The organism is Paenibacillus sp., assembly GCF_048976745.1.
In the GTDB taxonomy this organism is placed as follows: Bacteria; Bacillota; Bacilli; order Paenibacillales; family Paenibacillaceae; genus Paenibacillus.
On the sequence record NZ_JBHGUU010000023.1, the window covers coordinates 237,407 to 252,855 of the forward strand.

A 15,449-nucleotide genomic window follows, 5' to 3' on the forward strand; every position below is an offset into this window, starting at 1 on the left:
GTAAGTTTGGAGGGTGAGGCGTGAAGTTATTCATACACCGTAAAGATTTGCGTACGGATGATCTGACTGCATTCGATTATTTACGGGAACACGAAGAAGAGAGTCTGCATGTTCTCATCTATGATTCATTTCTCCTGCGGCAAGGCCGAGAGAAGGAACACAGCGGTGTGAATTTTAGGCAGCATGCGGCGGCATTAGGCAGGCAGTATCTTGAAGCCAAACAAAAACTGCATGTTGCTTACGGGAAACCGGCTGAAGTGGTTGATTACATCCTGAAGGAATTCAAAGGCGAGATTGATGAGCTTGTGGTCCATCGGGACATGACACCATATGCAATCGAGCGGGATAGGGCCATACGCAAAGTCAGCGAGGCACACGAGGTGACATTCACACAACTGACCGATCATCTGCTGATGGATCTGAATGGATTTGCTAATTTCACAGGCAAGTCGGAGCCTTATAAGGTATTTGCGGCTTTCCATCGGCGTTGGGTGGAATTCATGAATGAACATCCCAACCCTCCTTCGGCTACAACGGTTGCAGAGTTGAAGGTGAGTGATCGTCAGATTGAATGGCCGGATACGATGCAGGTACCGGGGGAGCTGCTGGAGGGCAGTGGTTCGAAGGACGAGAACCCGCACCTGCTGTTGGATCAATTCTTATCGGATCGAATTGCTGAATATGGGGATCATCGGGATGAATATGAGGCTTACGAGCCGAGTCATCTCAGCTCATATGTAGCGGTGGGAGCCGTGTCTATCCGCAAGATGTACGATGCAGCGAGTCGCACAGCCGAGGCTGGGGAATGGATCAGGCAGCTGTGTTTCCGTGACTTCTACCTTTATCGAGCGGTTTATGAGAGTCACTATTTTACATATGAAAAGGTGTACGATCTCTCTGCTCTCCATGACGATCACTTTGAACGGTGGTGCAAGGCGGAGACAGGCATTCCGATTATTGATGCAGCCATGACGCAACTGAATGAAACCGGGCATATGGCGAACCGTTTGCGGATTCTCACGGCGATGTTTCTCACCAAAAACCTGCAATGCCCATTCACCTTGGGTGAGGCCTATTTCAGGCGCAAGTTGAGTGACTATGATAACATTCAGAATCGTGGTAACTGGCTATGGTGTGCCTCGCTTGGTGAAAATGCGGCTCCGTATTTTCGGGTGAACAATCCGGTAACGCAATCCGAGAAATATGATCCGCAAGGCGATTATATTCGCAAGTGGTTGCCTGAATTGAAAGACTTGCACAGCAAGGACATTCATCAGCCGCGCAAGGATGCCATTGTGGATCTGAAGACATCGAGACAGGCGGCTATTGACGTGTATAAACAGATCCTGGCGAGTCGTGGGAAGTAGACTCAGTCAGGGGCGCGATCATGCCAAACCCAAATTTACCATTCTCATCCGGTTGATCCAACAATCATTTGGTTGAGAGCAGGATGTTCCAAAGACCGCGTACTCGCGGTCTTTTTTACATATATAGACATGAAAATAGTGTGAAATGTGTTGAAAATTTAGGAATTATTAAGAAATTGGACTACCCTTCTTAAGCATTATGGCTTTTAATAGATAGAGAGCTTTATTGTATTAAGTCATATCTGACATATTGACGAACACATTAAGGAGAAACGTTAACATGAGTGAAACACTGAAAAGAGAGCGAATTCCAGAGCTGAATCTGGTTCGTGCCATGGCAATTATCGGCGTACTCAGCGTGCATTCCACGTCCTATGCGACGGTGGACATGACGGGCTCAGGCTACTACTGGCTGTACAACTTTATTAATATCTTTATGAAATATGGTACGCCAACCTTTATTTTTATGAGCAGTTTTGTCCTGTTCTATAACTATTATTCCCGTCCGCTGGATAAGAAACTTGTGAGTAACTTCTACAAAAAAAGATTTGTGTATATTTTGCTTCCATACTTCCTGTTTTCATTGATGTATTTTGTTTTGCTGCATTTCACGCATTATCAGGGCCGACCTTTCGGCGAATCGGCAGTAAGCTTTATCACAAAATTGTTTACAGGCAAGGCCTATACACATCTGTACTTTGTATTTATTAACATGCAATTTTATCTGTTATTCCCATTGGTGTTATGGCTGCTTAAGAAGTATCCTTCCGTGGTGAAATGGTCTGTTCCGATTGGACTATTGATTCAATGGGCATTCATCGTAAGCAATAAATATGGATTCCAGGTACCCAACAAGGGAAGCTGGGCGTTCTCTTACTTTTCCTATTTCATGCTGGGTGCTTTTATCGGGGTGTATTTCCCTAAAATCAAGCAATGGTTTGTCATCAGTCGGGCCAATGCTACCAAAGGACGCGTAGCTTCATGGATTCTGCTCTGGGCGGTCTGGATCATTGCCGGACTTGGTCATGTGTATATCTATTATCTGCTGCGTCTGAAGATCGCAACGTATAACACACTGTGGTATGAATTCTTCTGGAATGTGCATACCTTTGCTTGTGCGCTGGTCCTTATCCAGATTGCCTATCTGCTCTATCGCAAAGGGCCGTCACTGATCGTCAAGCCGCTGAATCGGCTTGGGGCATTGTCCTTTGGCATCTATCTGATTCATCCATTCTTCCTGCTGGTGTATCGGAATTATCCACCGCAAACAGGAGTCTCTTGGTTAGTGCATCTGTGGTATGCCGGAGGATTTGGCGTAGCTCTGATCGCTTCGTGGATCGTCGTTGGATTGACGGCAAGGTTCGTTCCATATGCATGGGTCATCTTTGGCAATCTGCCGAAACCCAAACCACGTCTGGTCCCACAACAGAACTCGGGACAACTGGACGTTCGTTAAGATGGTTTTCCAACACAGGAATAATAAACCGTTTCTTGGTCGACCTTAGGGGAGAGCAGGGAGCGGTTTTTTTGTCTATAAAGATATGCGTGATACGGGGAACGAGTGTTTCTTTTTCCTATATGAGGGGTAATCATAAGGCGGAACGATAATACATTATGGATAACAGGATTAAGGTGAATATAATGACAACATGCGAAAAATGCGGGAGACCGATGCAGGATATATTGGAATATGTGGAACACATTCTTCACGAATGCAGTGAACAGACACAGGAGTACAACTCGAAAGATTATCAGGCCTATGGGCATGAGGGTGTTCACGAGCAGATGTGATACAATAGAAAGAAACCGGATTCATACGGAACCGAGGTGACAACATGGAGACGGGTCCAGCCCCTTTCCGGCAAGGAAAGACGGAACAAGAAGCGCGACTGAGCAAAACATGTATGTATTGCGGACAACAGCGGCCGATGTCCGAATTCCGGCGCAGAACCGGAAAGCGGGCAGGTCCCGGAGCCAGACGGGGAGCCTGCCGCAGCTGTCGTCAGCTTGGCGGACAGGCTGATCACGATACCCGTTTAATCGGGCAAACAGGTGAACCTGGGGAGGTTCAACGGGATAACGTGGTGACACGTCCTGTTGCTGCCAGACCCTCTACATCTGCGAGAAATAAGGCAGGTCGTACCTTCCATGACGTGGAGCAGGGATCTGCTACGGTGCCCGAGTCTGACAGAAGTCTGGTGTCTCAACCGTCAGTAGACTCGAATTCTGCGAATGACGATGAACGTGCTGACTTGGTGACTTCTTCACCCTCTTCTTCAGGTATTCGGAAGAAGAGGAGAAGGCGGAGGAAGAGCAAGCGATCGGAAAGTATAACGGGCAATGAGCTGAGAGAGACGAGCCTGGAGCATGATGGTTTGGCAGGTGAGGTTGTGACTGATTCTGCTGAGCCACAGCCAGGCGAGCGCCGGCGTGGCCAGGGACATTCGCAGGGCCATGCTGCGAATGAAAAGCACACTGCACAGCGGGCTGACGCGCGAGCAGCCGCTGTCGTGCAGGCCGCCGAGCAGACTGCGGCGGCCCAAGGGATGCTGCCGGCTGAGCCGCAAGGCCCGGCAGCAGAGCCCCTGGCTGCGGATCAACCGACCGCAGCCAAACGCAAGCGCAAGCGGCGCCGCAAGCGTGCTGGCGCGCTCTCGCCCGGCGCAGGGCAGACCCGCAGCATCGCTGCTGAGGCCCATGCGCCGGCCCTGAGCGACCGTGGCGATGCCACCACGGTCGCTGCACCTGCGGCGGCGGAGGCACAGCCAGCCGCCGTCAGGCGCGAGCCTGGGCAAGCGCCGGGGGCTGCTGCGGAGGCAGGGCCTCCTGCGCCCGTGCGCCAGCCTGGCTCGCCAGGGTCCAAGCCGCGCCAGGCGCGCAAGGAGCGTGCGCCCAAGGCGAACGGCGAAGAAGCTGCCCGTGGTACATCCGGGCAGCGACCCGCGCATGCCAGCCGCAGTCACGGCGCTAGCACGGATGGCCGTCCCCGCCGCCAGACGCCGGCGGCCCCGGTAGCCATTGACCCGGAAGATCCGGCTTCGCTCCGGACCAACCGGCAAGGTATGGTACGGATGCGCGGCAAGACAGACAAGGGTAGGCGCTGGCATCAGGAAGTGGACATGGAGCTTGCGGTTACGCTGGTCAAGGAAAAAGCTGCTGTGGTGGTCAATCGGTACACGATTCGCCGATTGTTCAGCAATAAGGATTTCAAGCGTTATATCCTGACCCGGGATCACTACACCTGTTACTTCTGTGGATCGTATGGAGATACGATCGACCATCTGCTGCCACGTGCCAAAGGTGGACACACCACCCCGCTTAACTGTGTCTGCGCTTGTAATCTGTGCAACCAGTCCAAAGCGGCGATGGATGCCGAAGAGTTCATGCGTTCCGGAATTCCCGAGTGGAATGCTGCCCACCAGGAAGAACTGAATGAACTGGAAATGCAGGAAGCGCAGTTGGAAGAAGGATAAATACCCCCAAAGAAGGATCGGGGTTTCGATATAAAAAGCACACCAAGACCACAAGAGGTCGAGGTGTGCTTTTTGGATTTAAATTCTGACTCTGGTGGGAGGTCAGTTCACTGTGCAATAATTTCTTCAAATTGACAACGTTGTTCATCCAGGATGTACGTTATACTTGGAGGGCGTAGATTAAACGGCTCCAACATTCGTCTGGATGATGGAGCAACATTCTGAACGAACAACATCAGATAGTAGACTGTATAGATTGGATGGATGCAGATGACCCCGGCAGCATTGGACATTATGTCATATATTACGGAAGAAAATATTCGTTTCTGGCTGGAGAAGTTTCGCTCCTTGGGCCCGTTACCCGGAATTTTGCTTACGTTTATGAAATCATTTGTACCGCCGCTGCCAACGCTGTTGATTGTGGGCGTGAACGGCGCGGTATACGGTCTCTGGGGAGGATTTTTATATTCATGGATCGGCATGGTCCTCGGTTGTACCGTTACGTTCCTGATTGTACGGGAGATCGGGAAATCTGCTTTTGTGGAACGATGGGCACGCAAACCGCGTGTGCAACGCAGTATGGTATGGATTCGGAGGAATGCATTCAGTTATGTTTTTTTGCTGAGTATCTTCCCGGTAGGTCCGTTCGTCATTATTAATGTGGCGGCGGGTATTGCACGAATGCGGTTATTATCCTTCCTGCTGGCAGTGGGCTGTGGTAAAGCGATCATGATCTTCTCTGTTACGTATATTGGTTCCAATGTGGAACAATTTCTGGAGCACCCTGTACGCTGGGTAGGCGTATTACTGTTCATAGCAGTATCCCTGTGGGCAAGCCGCAAACTGGAGCGACACTTTACCCGGTCATCGTCAGATGGTGAAGATCTACATGATCTGAATCAGCCAACTGGCAAATCGATTTCCTCCTAGTTACGGGGTACAGTGGTATAGTTGTGTGGTATTTATGAATTAACCCGGAGATGAACCTTTTTAAAGGGGGATCAGTATGATTGAAAATGTCTTTGATTTTGATAAAGAATTATATCGCATGAATGAAGAAGAGCTTCGTTCATTATTGCGTATGCTCTATCTTAGGGCGGACATGGCAGTCAGTCATCAGACAGAAGAAGAACATTCAGCTCATTTTGCAGTGAGTATACAGCGGATTTTTGAAAGGTTAGATGAGGAAAGGAATAGGAAGCAAGCTGAGCAGCAATTGCTTGATACACAGAAGCCGCGTGAAATTCATATAGCGATTGGTGAATCGCCGTTGGGTAGCATTAAGGTTGCCATGGGTAAAGTTCCGGGACGCTTGGAGCGGCGATTTTATTCTATGAATGACTACTATGCGATTGGCCCATTGGGAGATCTTACTGATAAGATAGTTCTACAACGTAGACACCTTTGGTTGCTGGAGCGACTTTATTTGAGTGAACACGGAAGTTACGCTATCAAAGGTTTAGATGAACTGATGCAATTAAATACCGTGATGAGTTCCATCGATGAAGAGACCAGAATAACCATCTGGTATGCTAATAACGCTCATGAGAAAACAGGTCTCTTGCATGCTATGCATTTGCTGAGTAACAGCAAGAGTCCAATTTATCTGATCGAGACAAGTGGACTGTATAAGAAGTTATTCCATAACCCTGATATTGAGTATGATGTTTGGGGAACAGGAGAGATTATATCTGAGAAGTTGTTAGCCATGTGGAACCACTGTGCAAATGCAGAGCCGGTGTCTTCAGAAGAACGCAAGCAGATGGAGCAAGAGTGGGATCTGCTCTCTGAACAACCAGGCCATCTTCGAATAATGAAAGATAGTAAGATTCATAGCGTGTCCGAGGATGGAATTGATGATTTCATTATGCAAAAGGTGAGAGATCTTACGTTAACCAGACAATCTGATGAATTTATAATATGTGCCCGTGTTGTAGGTGAAGTACTTGGATATTTAGAGCAAGCTGTGGGAGACGCATTTATTGAATATCGAATACGTCAACTTGTACTGCAGGGGCGACTGGAGATGGAAGGCAGGCCACATGCGATGAGGTACTACAGTATCCGACTTGCGAGTACGGAGCGGGACTAAAAGATGCTGGCGTGCGATAGATTAGAGATTAAAGAAAAACGAATAGACTGTTCCACCGGTGAGTAACTCCTACATGTCCGGGGAACAGTCTATTTGTTTCTCGTGAAGTGCTGAATCAGTTTCGTTTGTACATTGTCCAATACCATCCGTCTTTCGATCTTCATTTTGTTATGACTTCTTTCCATTCCAGATTTCCATTAGTGGCCCATCCTGCCCATAGACCGGATCGGTATCCGGAATCGGAACCTCTTGGATTTCCTGAAGAGCTTTGGCACGATCGTCTTCTTCACCTGTGCGTGTGTTGTAACTCATACCGCCCGGATAGGCACCGGCAATACGAAAATCAGTGCTGGACTCCAGACGTTTATGTCCTGTCCCAGCGGGAAGCACAACAACGTCACCTGTTTGAAGATAAACTTTTTGCCCATTTTCTCCGCCTAGCATCAGTTTCACGAATCCACTCACCACCGCAAGAGCCTCATGCGCATTACTATGAAAGTGATGATAGTTGAATACACCATTCAACCAACTATTTCCCCATCCATTACGGTTCAGTAACGATTCTGCGTGAAGCGCCTCTTCAGCCCATACGTTCTTATACAAAAGCACAGGCAGGGTTGGATGATTGGGAATCACACCGTTATCCTGAAGAAATAACGTCTCGATATTTGTTTTCCATTCATGCATCTCATATCACCTCCCTATAAATTACCCGATAAACTCAAGGACGAACAAAAAACAATTGTAAAATGATACAAAATGTATCATTTTAAGGTTATACTCAGTACATAAACTCTCTTCAGGTGCACTCGTTGTATAAATCGCAAGGGGGAATCGTGTGTGAACATTGTTATTACAGGGGCTTCCGGATTTGTGGGATTTAATCTGTCACAGTATTTGGCGCAAAAAGGGCATCGAATTACCCTTCTGGATCGGGATGATTATTGTCAGAGGCTTGTTCATATCTCTCCTCTGCATGAGATGCCGTTCATTTGTTGTGACCTTGCATCCGAGCGGATTCATCTGCCTTCTGGAACAGATTACATTATTCATCTGGCTGCCATGCCTCACGTAGATTATTCGTATCATCAACCGGGGGAAGTCTTCCGCAACAATACCCTCAGCACCCAGGCTATTCTGCAATATGCCACCGAACATCACATCCCTGTTTTGCTGGCATCATCTGTTGAAGTGTATGGTGGCGATTGGGGCAGAGTCTATCATGAATCAGATCCGTATGCGCCCGTCTCTCCTTATTCTGCATCCAAAGTCGCCTGTGAAATGCTTGCTCACTCCTACGCTCAATGTTACGAGCTTCCAGTCAAACTCTTTCGTTTGACCAATCTCTATGGTCCATGGCAATTGCCAGACCGTATCATTCCTCGAAACTTCGGTCGGATGCTGGACGGACTTCCTCTGGATATTCAGGGATCGGCAGTGCGTGATTTCTTGTATGTAGATGATGCCCTCCGGGCCATTGAACAGATCATGCTGAAAGGCAAAGACGGACAGGTCTACAATATATCGACAGGGCTTGGAACAACTATGCAGGAGATCGGGGAGATATTGAAACCAATGGATCGATCGTTAGCTGCTGTAGAGATTCGGGAGCAAGAACCAACCCAGTCCAGAGGGTCCAGTCTGGTTGTACATTCAGGTAGATTACGGGCGGAATTGGGATGGTTACCTCAAACCACATTGGAAAAGGGATTGGAAAGAACTTTTCGCTGGTACCAGGAGCATCCCGAATGGGTAAGGCAATTCAGCCGTGAATATCATACAACAAGGGAAACGCGCAGTTTCATTATCGATATGGCAAGATACGCAGTTCCAGCCGTATAAAAGTACACAAAAAAAGCCAGGGAAGGGTGTATTGAGTAACACCTTCCTTGGCTTTTTTGTGCCTCCGTCTCATCTTCAGTGTTCCTCCGAACATGGACAGTTAGGCTATTTTAAAACGATCTATTGCACGAAATCTTCGTGCTTTTTGACTTCTGCGTCAAAAGGATCTAATGATCTTTTTTAACGTCGGCAATTTTATCCTGTACAGCACCTTTGGCTTTATCTTTTTTACCCTCAGCCTGAAGGGATCTGTTATTGGTTGCATTACCGATCTGATCCTTCACTTCGCCTTTGGCCTTGTTTACGCCTGCTTTGATTTTATCGCTAGTTGAATTACTCATATCGAACATCTCCTTCGTTTCTGGGTTAGTCCTTATTAACCGGGATACTAGCATTCTAAACGTTCACTATTTCATGGCGGTCAGAAATTTGTTCTGGATATTCTGTCAGAAATGCTCTGTACGAAGAGTCAGTATAAGTATAGGCATTGCATAGTCGCGTGCTTCATTAAAGGAATGAGAGGATGTTATGATATGAGCAATTATATTGGAAATGGTGCGTATTGTTATGCCAATTCAGCAGCGATGCTACTGTCATCCATTGGAGAAAAGGTTGACCCGGGTCTCCTTGAAGCTATAGGTGGCTTTTCCCTGGGGGCTTTCTGCACGCAGGAAGATCTTCTGTTTTTTGATAACTGTATCTCCAGCCCAGATCTGGCCATCAGCAAAGCGATGAGCATTCTGGGGTTTAGTGTGCGTGAAAGTGTGCAATCGCGGGGGACAGAGATGCCTGTAGATGAGCTAAGAGAGGCTTTGAAGCAGGGTCCAGTGATGATGGGGCCGCTGGATATGGGCAAACTCATTTACAATCCCAATTCTCCCAACCTGGGTGGTTGCGATCATTATGTAGTGGCGCTCAATATGAAGGGCGATGAAATAAGCCTGCATGACCCGGCTGGATTTCCGAATGTCTTCCTGACACTGGATAACCTTGAGGAAGCATGGAAGTCCGAATTCCCATGGAGTAGCGGTGTGTATCGACGATGGTGGAGTCCTGAACGCATTGAACATCCTGACCTGGAGGAGATTAACCGCCGGGCTTTTACTTGGTTCAAATCAGCCCTTACAGAACAGACCCATGATATTGCTGCACAAGAAGGACGAACCGGAGCTTCAGCCATTCTACATAAGGCCGAACAGGTTCGTGCTGGAGCAATTGATGGTAATGAGTGGGCTCATTATGTGTATTTTGCTCTGCCAGTAGGCGCGCGTCGTGCCCAAGATTATGGTTTGTTTTTTAAAACAATCCATCCTGACCTTTCTGCTTTGAAATACGCACAATCCCGCCAATTCGGGGAATGCCAATCCCGTCTTGTCTCCCGGAACTGGGAGGCTGCTGCGACAATCATGGTGGCACTTGCTGAGACGGAAGCCATGATCGAAGCTGCTATTTTGAAGCTGGAGTAATTGAAGTGAAGCGAGGTTATGAGAAAGGGGGATACATACACATGGATGAATTAGCTGACAATCGCCATATCAGGCCAGGGGAAGACGAGACATTCGAGAATCGGCAACAGGAGTCGGACATTGCGCTTGTCATGCAAGCCCAGACCGGGGATACAGAGGCTTTTGGTGAGCTGATTCACCGTTACCGTGGGCAATTGTTCCGTTATGTGCGAGCACTTACACATGATTCTTATCTCGCAGAAGACATTTTACAGGATGGGCTTATTCGTGCATTCATTCATATTAGACAGCTTCAGAATGCTGGCCGTTTTATGGCCTGGATACAGCGCATTGTGCGTAACCAGGCGTACTCGCATATGCAGCGCCAAAAGCAGCAGCGGGAACAACATTTTTCTTCGTTCCTTGCATTTGGAGCCGATGACGCTTCATGGAGTGAACAAGACTCGCTCGACATGACGCTGAATCATCTTTTGAATGACACCGATCGGAGATCACAGGATACAGGCTATGATCCGTATCAAGCTGTTGCTCAGCAGGAGATGAGGAATAATCTTCACAGGCTGTTGGGTTGTCTGAATGAAAGAGAACAACAGGTTTTCACATCATATTGGATGGAGCAGCTATCACCTCAAGAAATGGCGAACAAATTCAATCTGACAATTGCCAATGTGTATCAAGTTCTGTCCCGTTCACGTAAAAAAGTGTCTCAGCTTCATATTCATTTATCTGTAGATGAAATGCTGGCGGAGTGGAATTCACTCGGGCAAAATCGAGTGACTCTGGAGGAGCCCCTTTCGTTTCGGGCTCCCCAAACCTGGAACTCGGCAGCAGCATCCATTCACGAGATGTTAGGCTATATGGGTCCATCTCCGTCTCTCCCCATGGTTATGGGAATGAGTGGACTTTCTTTTCGTCTGACCATCCTGCCTCAGGACATACATATCGCTGGACCCACCGCCTATAACTTCAAAGAAGTGCTTACCAGAGCATTGCAACATATGGGTTATCGTTCCCATGCGGTTGAGGCTTTGGCAAGCGAAGCGGGACTTAATGCCAATCTGGTCGACCCTTCGATGCTAGAGGAGAAAGCAAAGGGGAAAAGGTTGCTTAATCCAAGGATTGTTCGGGCCCTCTCCCTGATACGTTACTCCATTCATCGAGGAATTCCCGCTGTCGTGTGGGACTTGAATATTCCCGAATTCGGGTTGATCTATGGCTATGATGATGCAGCCCGGACCTTATACGGTACCGATTTCATTAAATCAGGAACAATTTCCTATGATCATGTAGGGCGGGGTGTGAATCAGGAAGTATTTGTGCTGGCAGCGGAATCAGATGGCATGATACGAGAAATGAACTTGCATGCGGCACTGACAGCTGTTTTGGCTCATTATCGTGGGGAGGACCCGTATACCTTGCCGAACACTGTCAGTGGTCTTGCTGCCTATGCAGTCTGGAGAGAGGCCCTAGAATATAGACGGTTAGAACCGAACGGTCACGCCTATAACATTGCCGTTTTGTGGGATGCCAGACATTATGCAAGTGAGTTTTTCAAAGAACTTTCTCTAAAGTGGGCTTCGACTCCCCGCTATTCCAGCTTGATTCCATTCTGTCTTCGGGCGGAAGAGTTATATCGAAACATGTCTCAAAAGTTAAATATACTCTCGGAATTATTTCCTTTTCCAGATGGAGGACTGCCTAATGATAAGCTTCATGCCGATCAGGCTATCTCGATACTTTTGGAGGTGGAGGAATTGGAGCGAGCTGCCATCGTTGCAATAAAAGAGTTGCTTGAAGAAATGGATCGGCATTCCCTCGAAATAGTTATGGTGTGACCTAATTGTAACGATCAGATCTGGCAAACAGTGAAAACATATATCAGGAGGCAGGACGATCCGTCAGGCCTTCTTTCTGTCTTTTTTGCATTCGTGACGCAAGAGGTTCATACTTGAAATAGAAAAGATGTCTCAATGATGGAATAAGGCTGAGCTCAACGCTGCATAATAACGACAGTGACCAATTTCGTTGCATGAAAATTGTGATATTGGAAAACAATTCCTAACCAACTGGATAAATCAATCCTTCCGTGTGTACATATCGCACATCTGGTCATATGTGATCTTGTCTTAATACCACATGTGGTAGGAATACGGATCTTTGACAGGCGGAGAGGTGGCTTTAGCTTGGCTTCATGGGTTGACAAAAAAATCGATTTTGTTACAATGTTCACAATATCTTCACAAGTGTAAAAAATTTCTTTTTCATGTTCATGTGTAAGAGGTGTAATATAAGGGTATAGAGTTCGGTTTCGGCCTGCTTGTCGTTTTGTGCGTCAACACATGTTGTCCGCAATAGATCCAAGATACAATGCATGAGGTGAGAGTGGCCCTGAGCTACGCTTATCCTATTGTGTGAAATTTGGTACATTTAAATGTATTCGATGTATTTTGTGGTTCGGCTCTGCTTGACAGGCATCATGAAAGTCGCGGACTTCTATCCCAAAGTAAAGGAGGACTTTCTCTTATGTCACAATCGCCTACTCAACAAGAGGTGCCGGTTACAGAAGGTGCCGACGTTTCCCAACGCCAGTCCTTGGATGTACTGGATCAACTGATGAAGCCTGAGGTTCAGGAGTCTTTAACCGTTCTGGTGGAGAACCTGCCTAAATTGGCTGAAATGGTTACTGCTATGACGAAAGCTTATGACTTTGCACAAAGTGTAGCAACAGACAAAGTTCTGATCAGCGACACAATGAGCGCAATGGGCGAGTTCGCTAAGCCTGTTGTAGACAAAGCTAAAGGTGTAGCTTCTGCTGCCATCGAAGCCAATGACCGTGCGCAAACAGAGCAAACTTCAGTTGGCTTGTTCGCTATGCTGAAAATGCTCAAAGATCCAAACGTACAACAATCGCTTCGTTTTGCTCAATCTTTCCTGAGCATTCTGAACGAGCGTCAACAACAGAAACGTTAAGACTTAGAAGAACGGAGGATGGATATGTCGAAGCAAATTTTGATCTTGGGTGGAGGATACGGCGGTCTGTTGACAGCATTGACTGCACGTCAATACTTGTCTCCGGAAGAAGCGACAATTACTGTCGTGAACCGTTACCCTACACACCAAATTATCACGGAACTGCACCGTCTTGCAGCAGGAAGCATTGCTGAACAAGCAGTTGCTCTTCCGCTCGAAAAATTGCTGCGTGGCAAAAACGTGAACCTGAAAATCGATACGGTGGATACAATCAAGCCGGACGAGAAAAAAGTTCTGATGACCAGCGGCTCCACTTACTCTTACGATGCACTCGTTGTTGCCCTGGGTAGCGAAACAGCTTACTTCGGAATTCCGGGACTGCAAGAGTACAGCTTCACGCTGAAATCGGTTAGTGATGCAAACCGCATTCGTGCACACGTTGATGCACGTCTGGATGCATACAAAAAATCCGGCAACAAAGCAGACGCAACGTTTGTTATTGGTGGCGGCGGCTTGACAGGTATTGAACTTGTCGGCGAATTCGTTGATCTTCTTCCAGCTGCATGTAAAGAGAAAGGTATCGATTTCAACGATATCTCTCTGTACACTGTTGAAGCAGGTCCTTCCATCCTGGCTGGTTTCCCGCCAGAGCTGGTTGATCGTGCGAAATCAAGTCTTGAGAAACGTGGCGTTAACTTCATCGTTGGCGTAGCAATTACCGAGATGAAAGAAAATGAAGTTATGCTGAAAGACGGCAGCTCCATCCCTACGAATACCCTCGTATGGACTGGTGGCGTTCAAGGTAACGCAGTTGTTGCTAACAGCGGAATTGAAGTGGATCGCGGCCGTGCGAAAGTTACGGAAGTTCTGCAATCCACTTCTCACAAAGACGTGTTTGTTGCTGGTGACAGCGCAGTGGTCTTCCCTAGCGAAGGCGCTCGTCCTTACCCTCCAACAGCACAATTGGCTTGGCAAATGGGTGAAACCATTGGTCACAACCTGGGCGTAATGTTCAAAGGTGGCGCAATGGAATCCTTCACACCAGTATTCTCCGGTACGCTGGGAAGTCTGGGTCGTAAAGATGCTGTCGGCATGATCGGTGGCAACCAGACTCGTCTGAAAGGTCTGCCTGCAACCATGATGAAAGAAGCAAGTAACATCCGTTACCTGGCTCATATTCACGGTTTGTTCGCACTGGCTTACTAATCTTCATGCCATTCAAGGGCGCCCTTCTGGGCGTCCTTTTTCTGTTGTGATGGATGCAACAAAGATCATTAATATTCTGATGTGAAAAGAGTGCGGCGGAAGTGGTCGATCTGAGGTCGCGTATAAATCACATAGGGTTTTAGGTATATTATTAGACAACGGAATGTTACATTTTCCATAGATGTTCAGATGATGTACCGGATATGTACTTAGCAAATATGAACCTGGAGCCGGCGCTTAGAAGCGCCGGCTTTCGTTTAAATGATAGGATGAGCACTGTATATATAAGGAACGGGTAGCCGCAACAAGCAGTCCGTTCAACTGAGAGGAGAAATGACGTATGAACGTTTTAGTTATAGGAGCTAATGGACAAATCGGCAAGTTGGTGGTAGAGCAGTTGGCACAGGAAGGCAAACATAAGGTAACGGCCATGATCCGCAAACCGGAGCAGGCGAATGCATTGAAGGAACTCGGTGCCGATGTGGTGATTGGGGATCTGGAGGGCAGTGTGGAGGACTTGGCTGAAGCTATGAAGGATCATAATGCCATAGTATTTACAGCGGGCTCTGGCGGATCTACGGGTCAGGACAAAACCCTGTTGATTGATCTCGATGGAGCAGTGAAAACGATGGAGGCGGCAGAGCAGCAAGGCATTTCCAGATATATTCTGGTCAGTGCATATGGCGCAGATCAACGGGAGAAATGGTCAAAGTCCATCAAGCCTTATTATGTGGCCAAACATTATGCGGATCGTGCATTATTTGCAAGTGATCTGAATTACACGATTATCCGTCCAGGTGGTCTCAAGAATGAACCAGGCACAGGCAGGATTGCAGTTGGAACCGATCTGGAACCGGGAAGCATCCCGCGTGAAGATGTGGCCCGCGTCATTGTGGCTTCTTTGCAGGAAGAGAAGACGTACCGAATGGCCTTTGATCTGATTGCCGGGGATCAGCCCGTTGAAGATGCCTTGGGCAAACTGTAGATGTTATTGTAAGATAACGGGAGAATGAAATGATGGGGATGAGGGGGA

General features: G+C 47.7%; 13 protein-coding genes. 11 read left to right on the forward strand and 2 right to left on the reverse strand.

All coding sequences use genetic code 11. The annotated features are described in order from the left end of the window. Positions 1–20 precede the first annotated feature (20 nt). The 5 genes from ACE3K2_RS25500 to ACE3K2_RS25520 all read left to right on the forward strand — a co-directional run bounded on the left by ACE3K2_RS25500 (position 21) and on the right by ACE3K2_RS25520 (position 6,932). The gene (locus tag ACE3K2_RS25500; protein WP_421896636.1) at positions 21–1,367 is read left to right on the forward strand and encodes a cryptochrome/photolyase family protein; all 1,347 of its coding nucleotides are present in this window, start codon (positions 21–23) and stop codon (positions 1,365–1,367) included. A gap of 280 nt (positions 1,368–1,647) precedes the next feature. After that, a complete protein-coding gene (locus ACE3K2_RS25505; protein WP_421896640.1) occupies positions 1,648–2,823 on the forward strand; it encodes an acyltransferase in 1,176 nt (391 codons plus the stop codon). Positions 2,824–3,202: 379 nt separating this feature from the next. Further along, positions 3,203–4,840: an HNH endonuclease gene (locus ACE3K2_RS25510; RefSeq protein ID WP_421896643.1), complete on the forward strand. Its 1,638-nt coding sequence runs from the start codon at positions 3,203–3,205 to the stop codon at positions 4,838–4,840. Between the two features lie 270 nt (positions 4,841–5,110). Beyond that, positions 5,111–5,770, forward strand: a complete 660-nt coding sequence (locus tag ACE3K2_RS25515; protein ID WP_421896646.1) for a TVP38/TMEM64 family protein — start codon at positions 5,111–5,113, stop codon at positions 5,768–5,770. Positions 5,771–5,846: 76 nt separating this feature from the next. Further along, positions 5,847–6,932, forward strand: coding sequence for a DUF1835 domain-containing protein (locus ACE3K2_RS25520; RefSeq protein ID WP_421896649.1), 1,086 nt, complete (start codon positions 5,847–5,849; stop codon positions 6,930–6,932). A 168-nt stretch (positions 6,933–7,100) separates the two neighbouring features. Here the strand turns inward: ACE3K2_RS25520 and ACE3K2_RS25525 are convergent, their stop codons facing one another. Continuing rightward, positions 7,101–7,619, reverse strand: a complete 519-nt coding sequence (locus ACE3K2_RS25525; protein WP_421896652.1) for a cupin domain-containing protein — start codon at positions 7,617–7,619, stop codon at positions 7,101–7,103. A 153-nt stretch (positions 7,620–7,772) separates the two neighbouring features. On the opposite strand from ACE3K2_RS25525, the gene ACE3K2_RS25530 reads away from it, so the two are divergent. After that, complete coding sequence (locus tag ACE3K2_RS25530; protein ID WP_421896655.1) at positions 7,773–8,774, forward strand: NAD-dependent epimerase/dehydratase family protein; 1,002 nt, start codon at positions 7,773–7,775, stop codon at positions 8,772–8,774. A 167-nt stretch (positions 8,775–8,941) separates the two neighbouring features. Here the strand turns inward: ACE3K2_RS25530 and ACE3K2_RS25535 are convergent, their stop codons facing one another. Further along, positions 8,942–9,115 carry a CsbD family protein gene (locus tag ACE3K2_RS25535; protein WP_076332039.1) on the reverse strand — a complete coding sequence of 58 codons (174 nt, stop codon included), beginning with the start codon at positions 9,113–9,115 and terminating at the stop codon, positions 8,942–8,944. 192 nt (positions 9,116–9,307) lie between these two features. Between ACE3K2_RS25535 and ACE3K2_RS25540 the strand changes: the two genes are divergently transcribed. The 5 genes from ACE3K2_RS25540 to ACE3K2_RS25560 all read left to right on the forward strand — a co-directional run bounded on the left by ACE3K2_RS25540 (position 9,308) and on the right by ACE3K2_RS25560 (position 15,401). Then, on the forward strand, positions 9,308–10,240 hold the full coding sequence (locus ACE3K2_RS25540; RefSeq protein WP_421896658.1) for a hypothetical protein: 933 nt from the start codon (positions 9,308–9,310) through the stop codon (positions 10,238–10,240). Between the two features lie 41 nt (positions 10,241–10,281). Continuing rightward, the gene (locus ACE3K2_RS25545; protein WP_421896661.1) at positions 10,282–12,075 is read left to right on the forward strand and encodes an RNA polymerase sigma factor; all 1,794 of its coding nucleotides are present in this window, start codon (positions 10,282–10,284) and stop codon (positions 12,073–12,075) included. Positions 12,076–12,763: 688 nt separating this feature from the next. Further along, the gene (locus tag ACE3K2_RS25550) at positions 12,764–13,210 is read left to right on the forward strand and encodes a DUF1641 domain-containing protein (protein ID WP_278297689.1); all 447 of its coding nucleotides are present in this window, start codon (positions 12,764–12,766) and stop codon (positions 13,208–13,210) included. Between the two features lie 24 nt (positions 13,211–13,234). Then, positions 13,235–14,416 (forward strand): NAD(P)/FAD-dependent oxidoreductase, encoded by a 1,182-nt coding sequence (locus tag ACE3K2_RS25555; RefSeq protein ID WP_421896665.1) that lies wholly within the window; start codon positions 13,235–13,237, stop codon positions 14,414–14,416. A gap of 340 nt (positions 14,417–14,756) precedes the next feature. After that, on the forward strand, positions 14,757–15,401 hold the full coding sequence (locus tag ACE3K2_RS25560; protein WP_421896668.1) for an SDR family oxidoreductase: 645 nt from the start codon (positions 14,757–14,759) through the stop codon (positions 15,399–15,401). Positions 15,402–15,449 lie beyond the last annotated feature (48 nt).

Bases quoted from the DNA above. Each gene is read 5' to 3' on its own strand.
- ACE3K2_RS25505 (WP_421896640.1), top strand. From the start codon at position 1,648: ATGAGTGAAACACTGAAAAGAGAGCGAATTCCAGAGCTGAATCTGGTT.
- ACE3K2_RS25510 (WP_421896643.1), top strand. From the start codon at position 3,203: ATGGAGACGGGTCCAGCCCCTTTCCGGCAAGGAAAGACGGAACAAGAA.
- ACE3K2_RS25515 (WP_421896646.1), top strand. From the start codon at position 5,111: ATGACCCCGGCAGCATTGGACATTATGTCATATATTACGGAAGAAAAT.
- ACE3K2_RS25520 (WP_421896649.1), top strand. From the start codon at position 5,847: ATGATTGAAAATGTCTTTGATTTTGATAAAGAATTATATCGCATGAAT.
- ACE3K2_RS25525 (WP_421896652.1), bottom strand. From the start codon at position 7,619: ATGCATGAATGGAAAACAAATATCGAGACGTTATTTCTTCAGGATAAC.
- ACE3K2_RS25535 (WP_076332039.1), bottom strand. From the start codon at position 9,115: ATGAGTAATTCAACTAGCGATAAAATCAAAGCAGGCGTAAACAAGGCC.
- ACE3K2_RS25540 (WP_421896658.1), top strand. From the start codon at position 9,308: ATGAGCAATTATATTGGAAATGGTGCGTATTGTTATGCCAATTCAGCA.
- ACE3K2_RS25545 (WP_421896661.1), top strand. From the start codon at position 10,282: ATGGATGAATTAGCTGACAATCGCCATATCAGGCCAGGGGAAGACGAG.
- ACE3K2_RS25550 (WP_278297689.1), top strand. From the start codon at position 12,764: ATGTCACAATCGCCTACTCAACAAGAGGTGCCGGTTACAGAAGGTGCC.
- ACE3K2_RS25555 (WP_421896665.1), top strand. From the start codon at position 13,235: ATGTCGAAGCAAATTTTGATCTTGGGTGGAGGATACGGCGGTCTGTTG.
- ACE3K2_RS25560 (WP_421896668.1), top strand. From the start codon at position 14,757: ATGAACGTTTTAGTTATAGGAGCTAATGGACAAATCGGCAAGTTGGTG.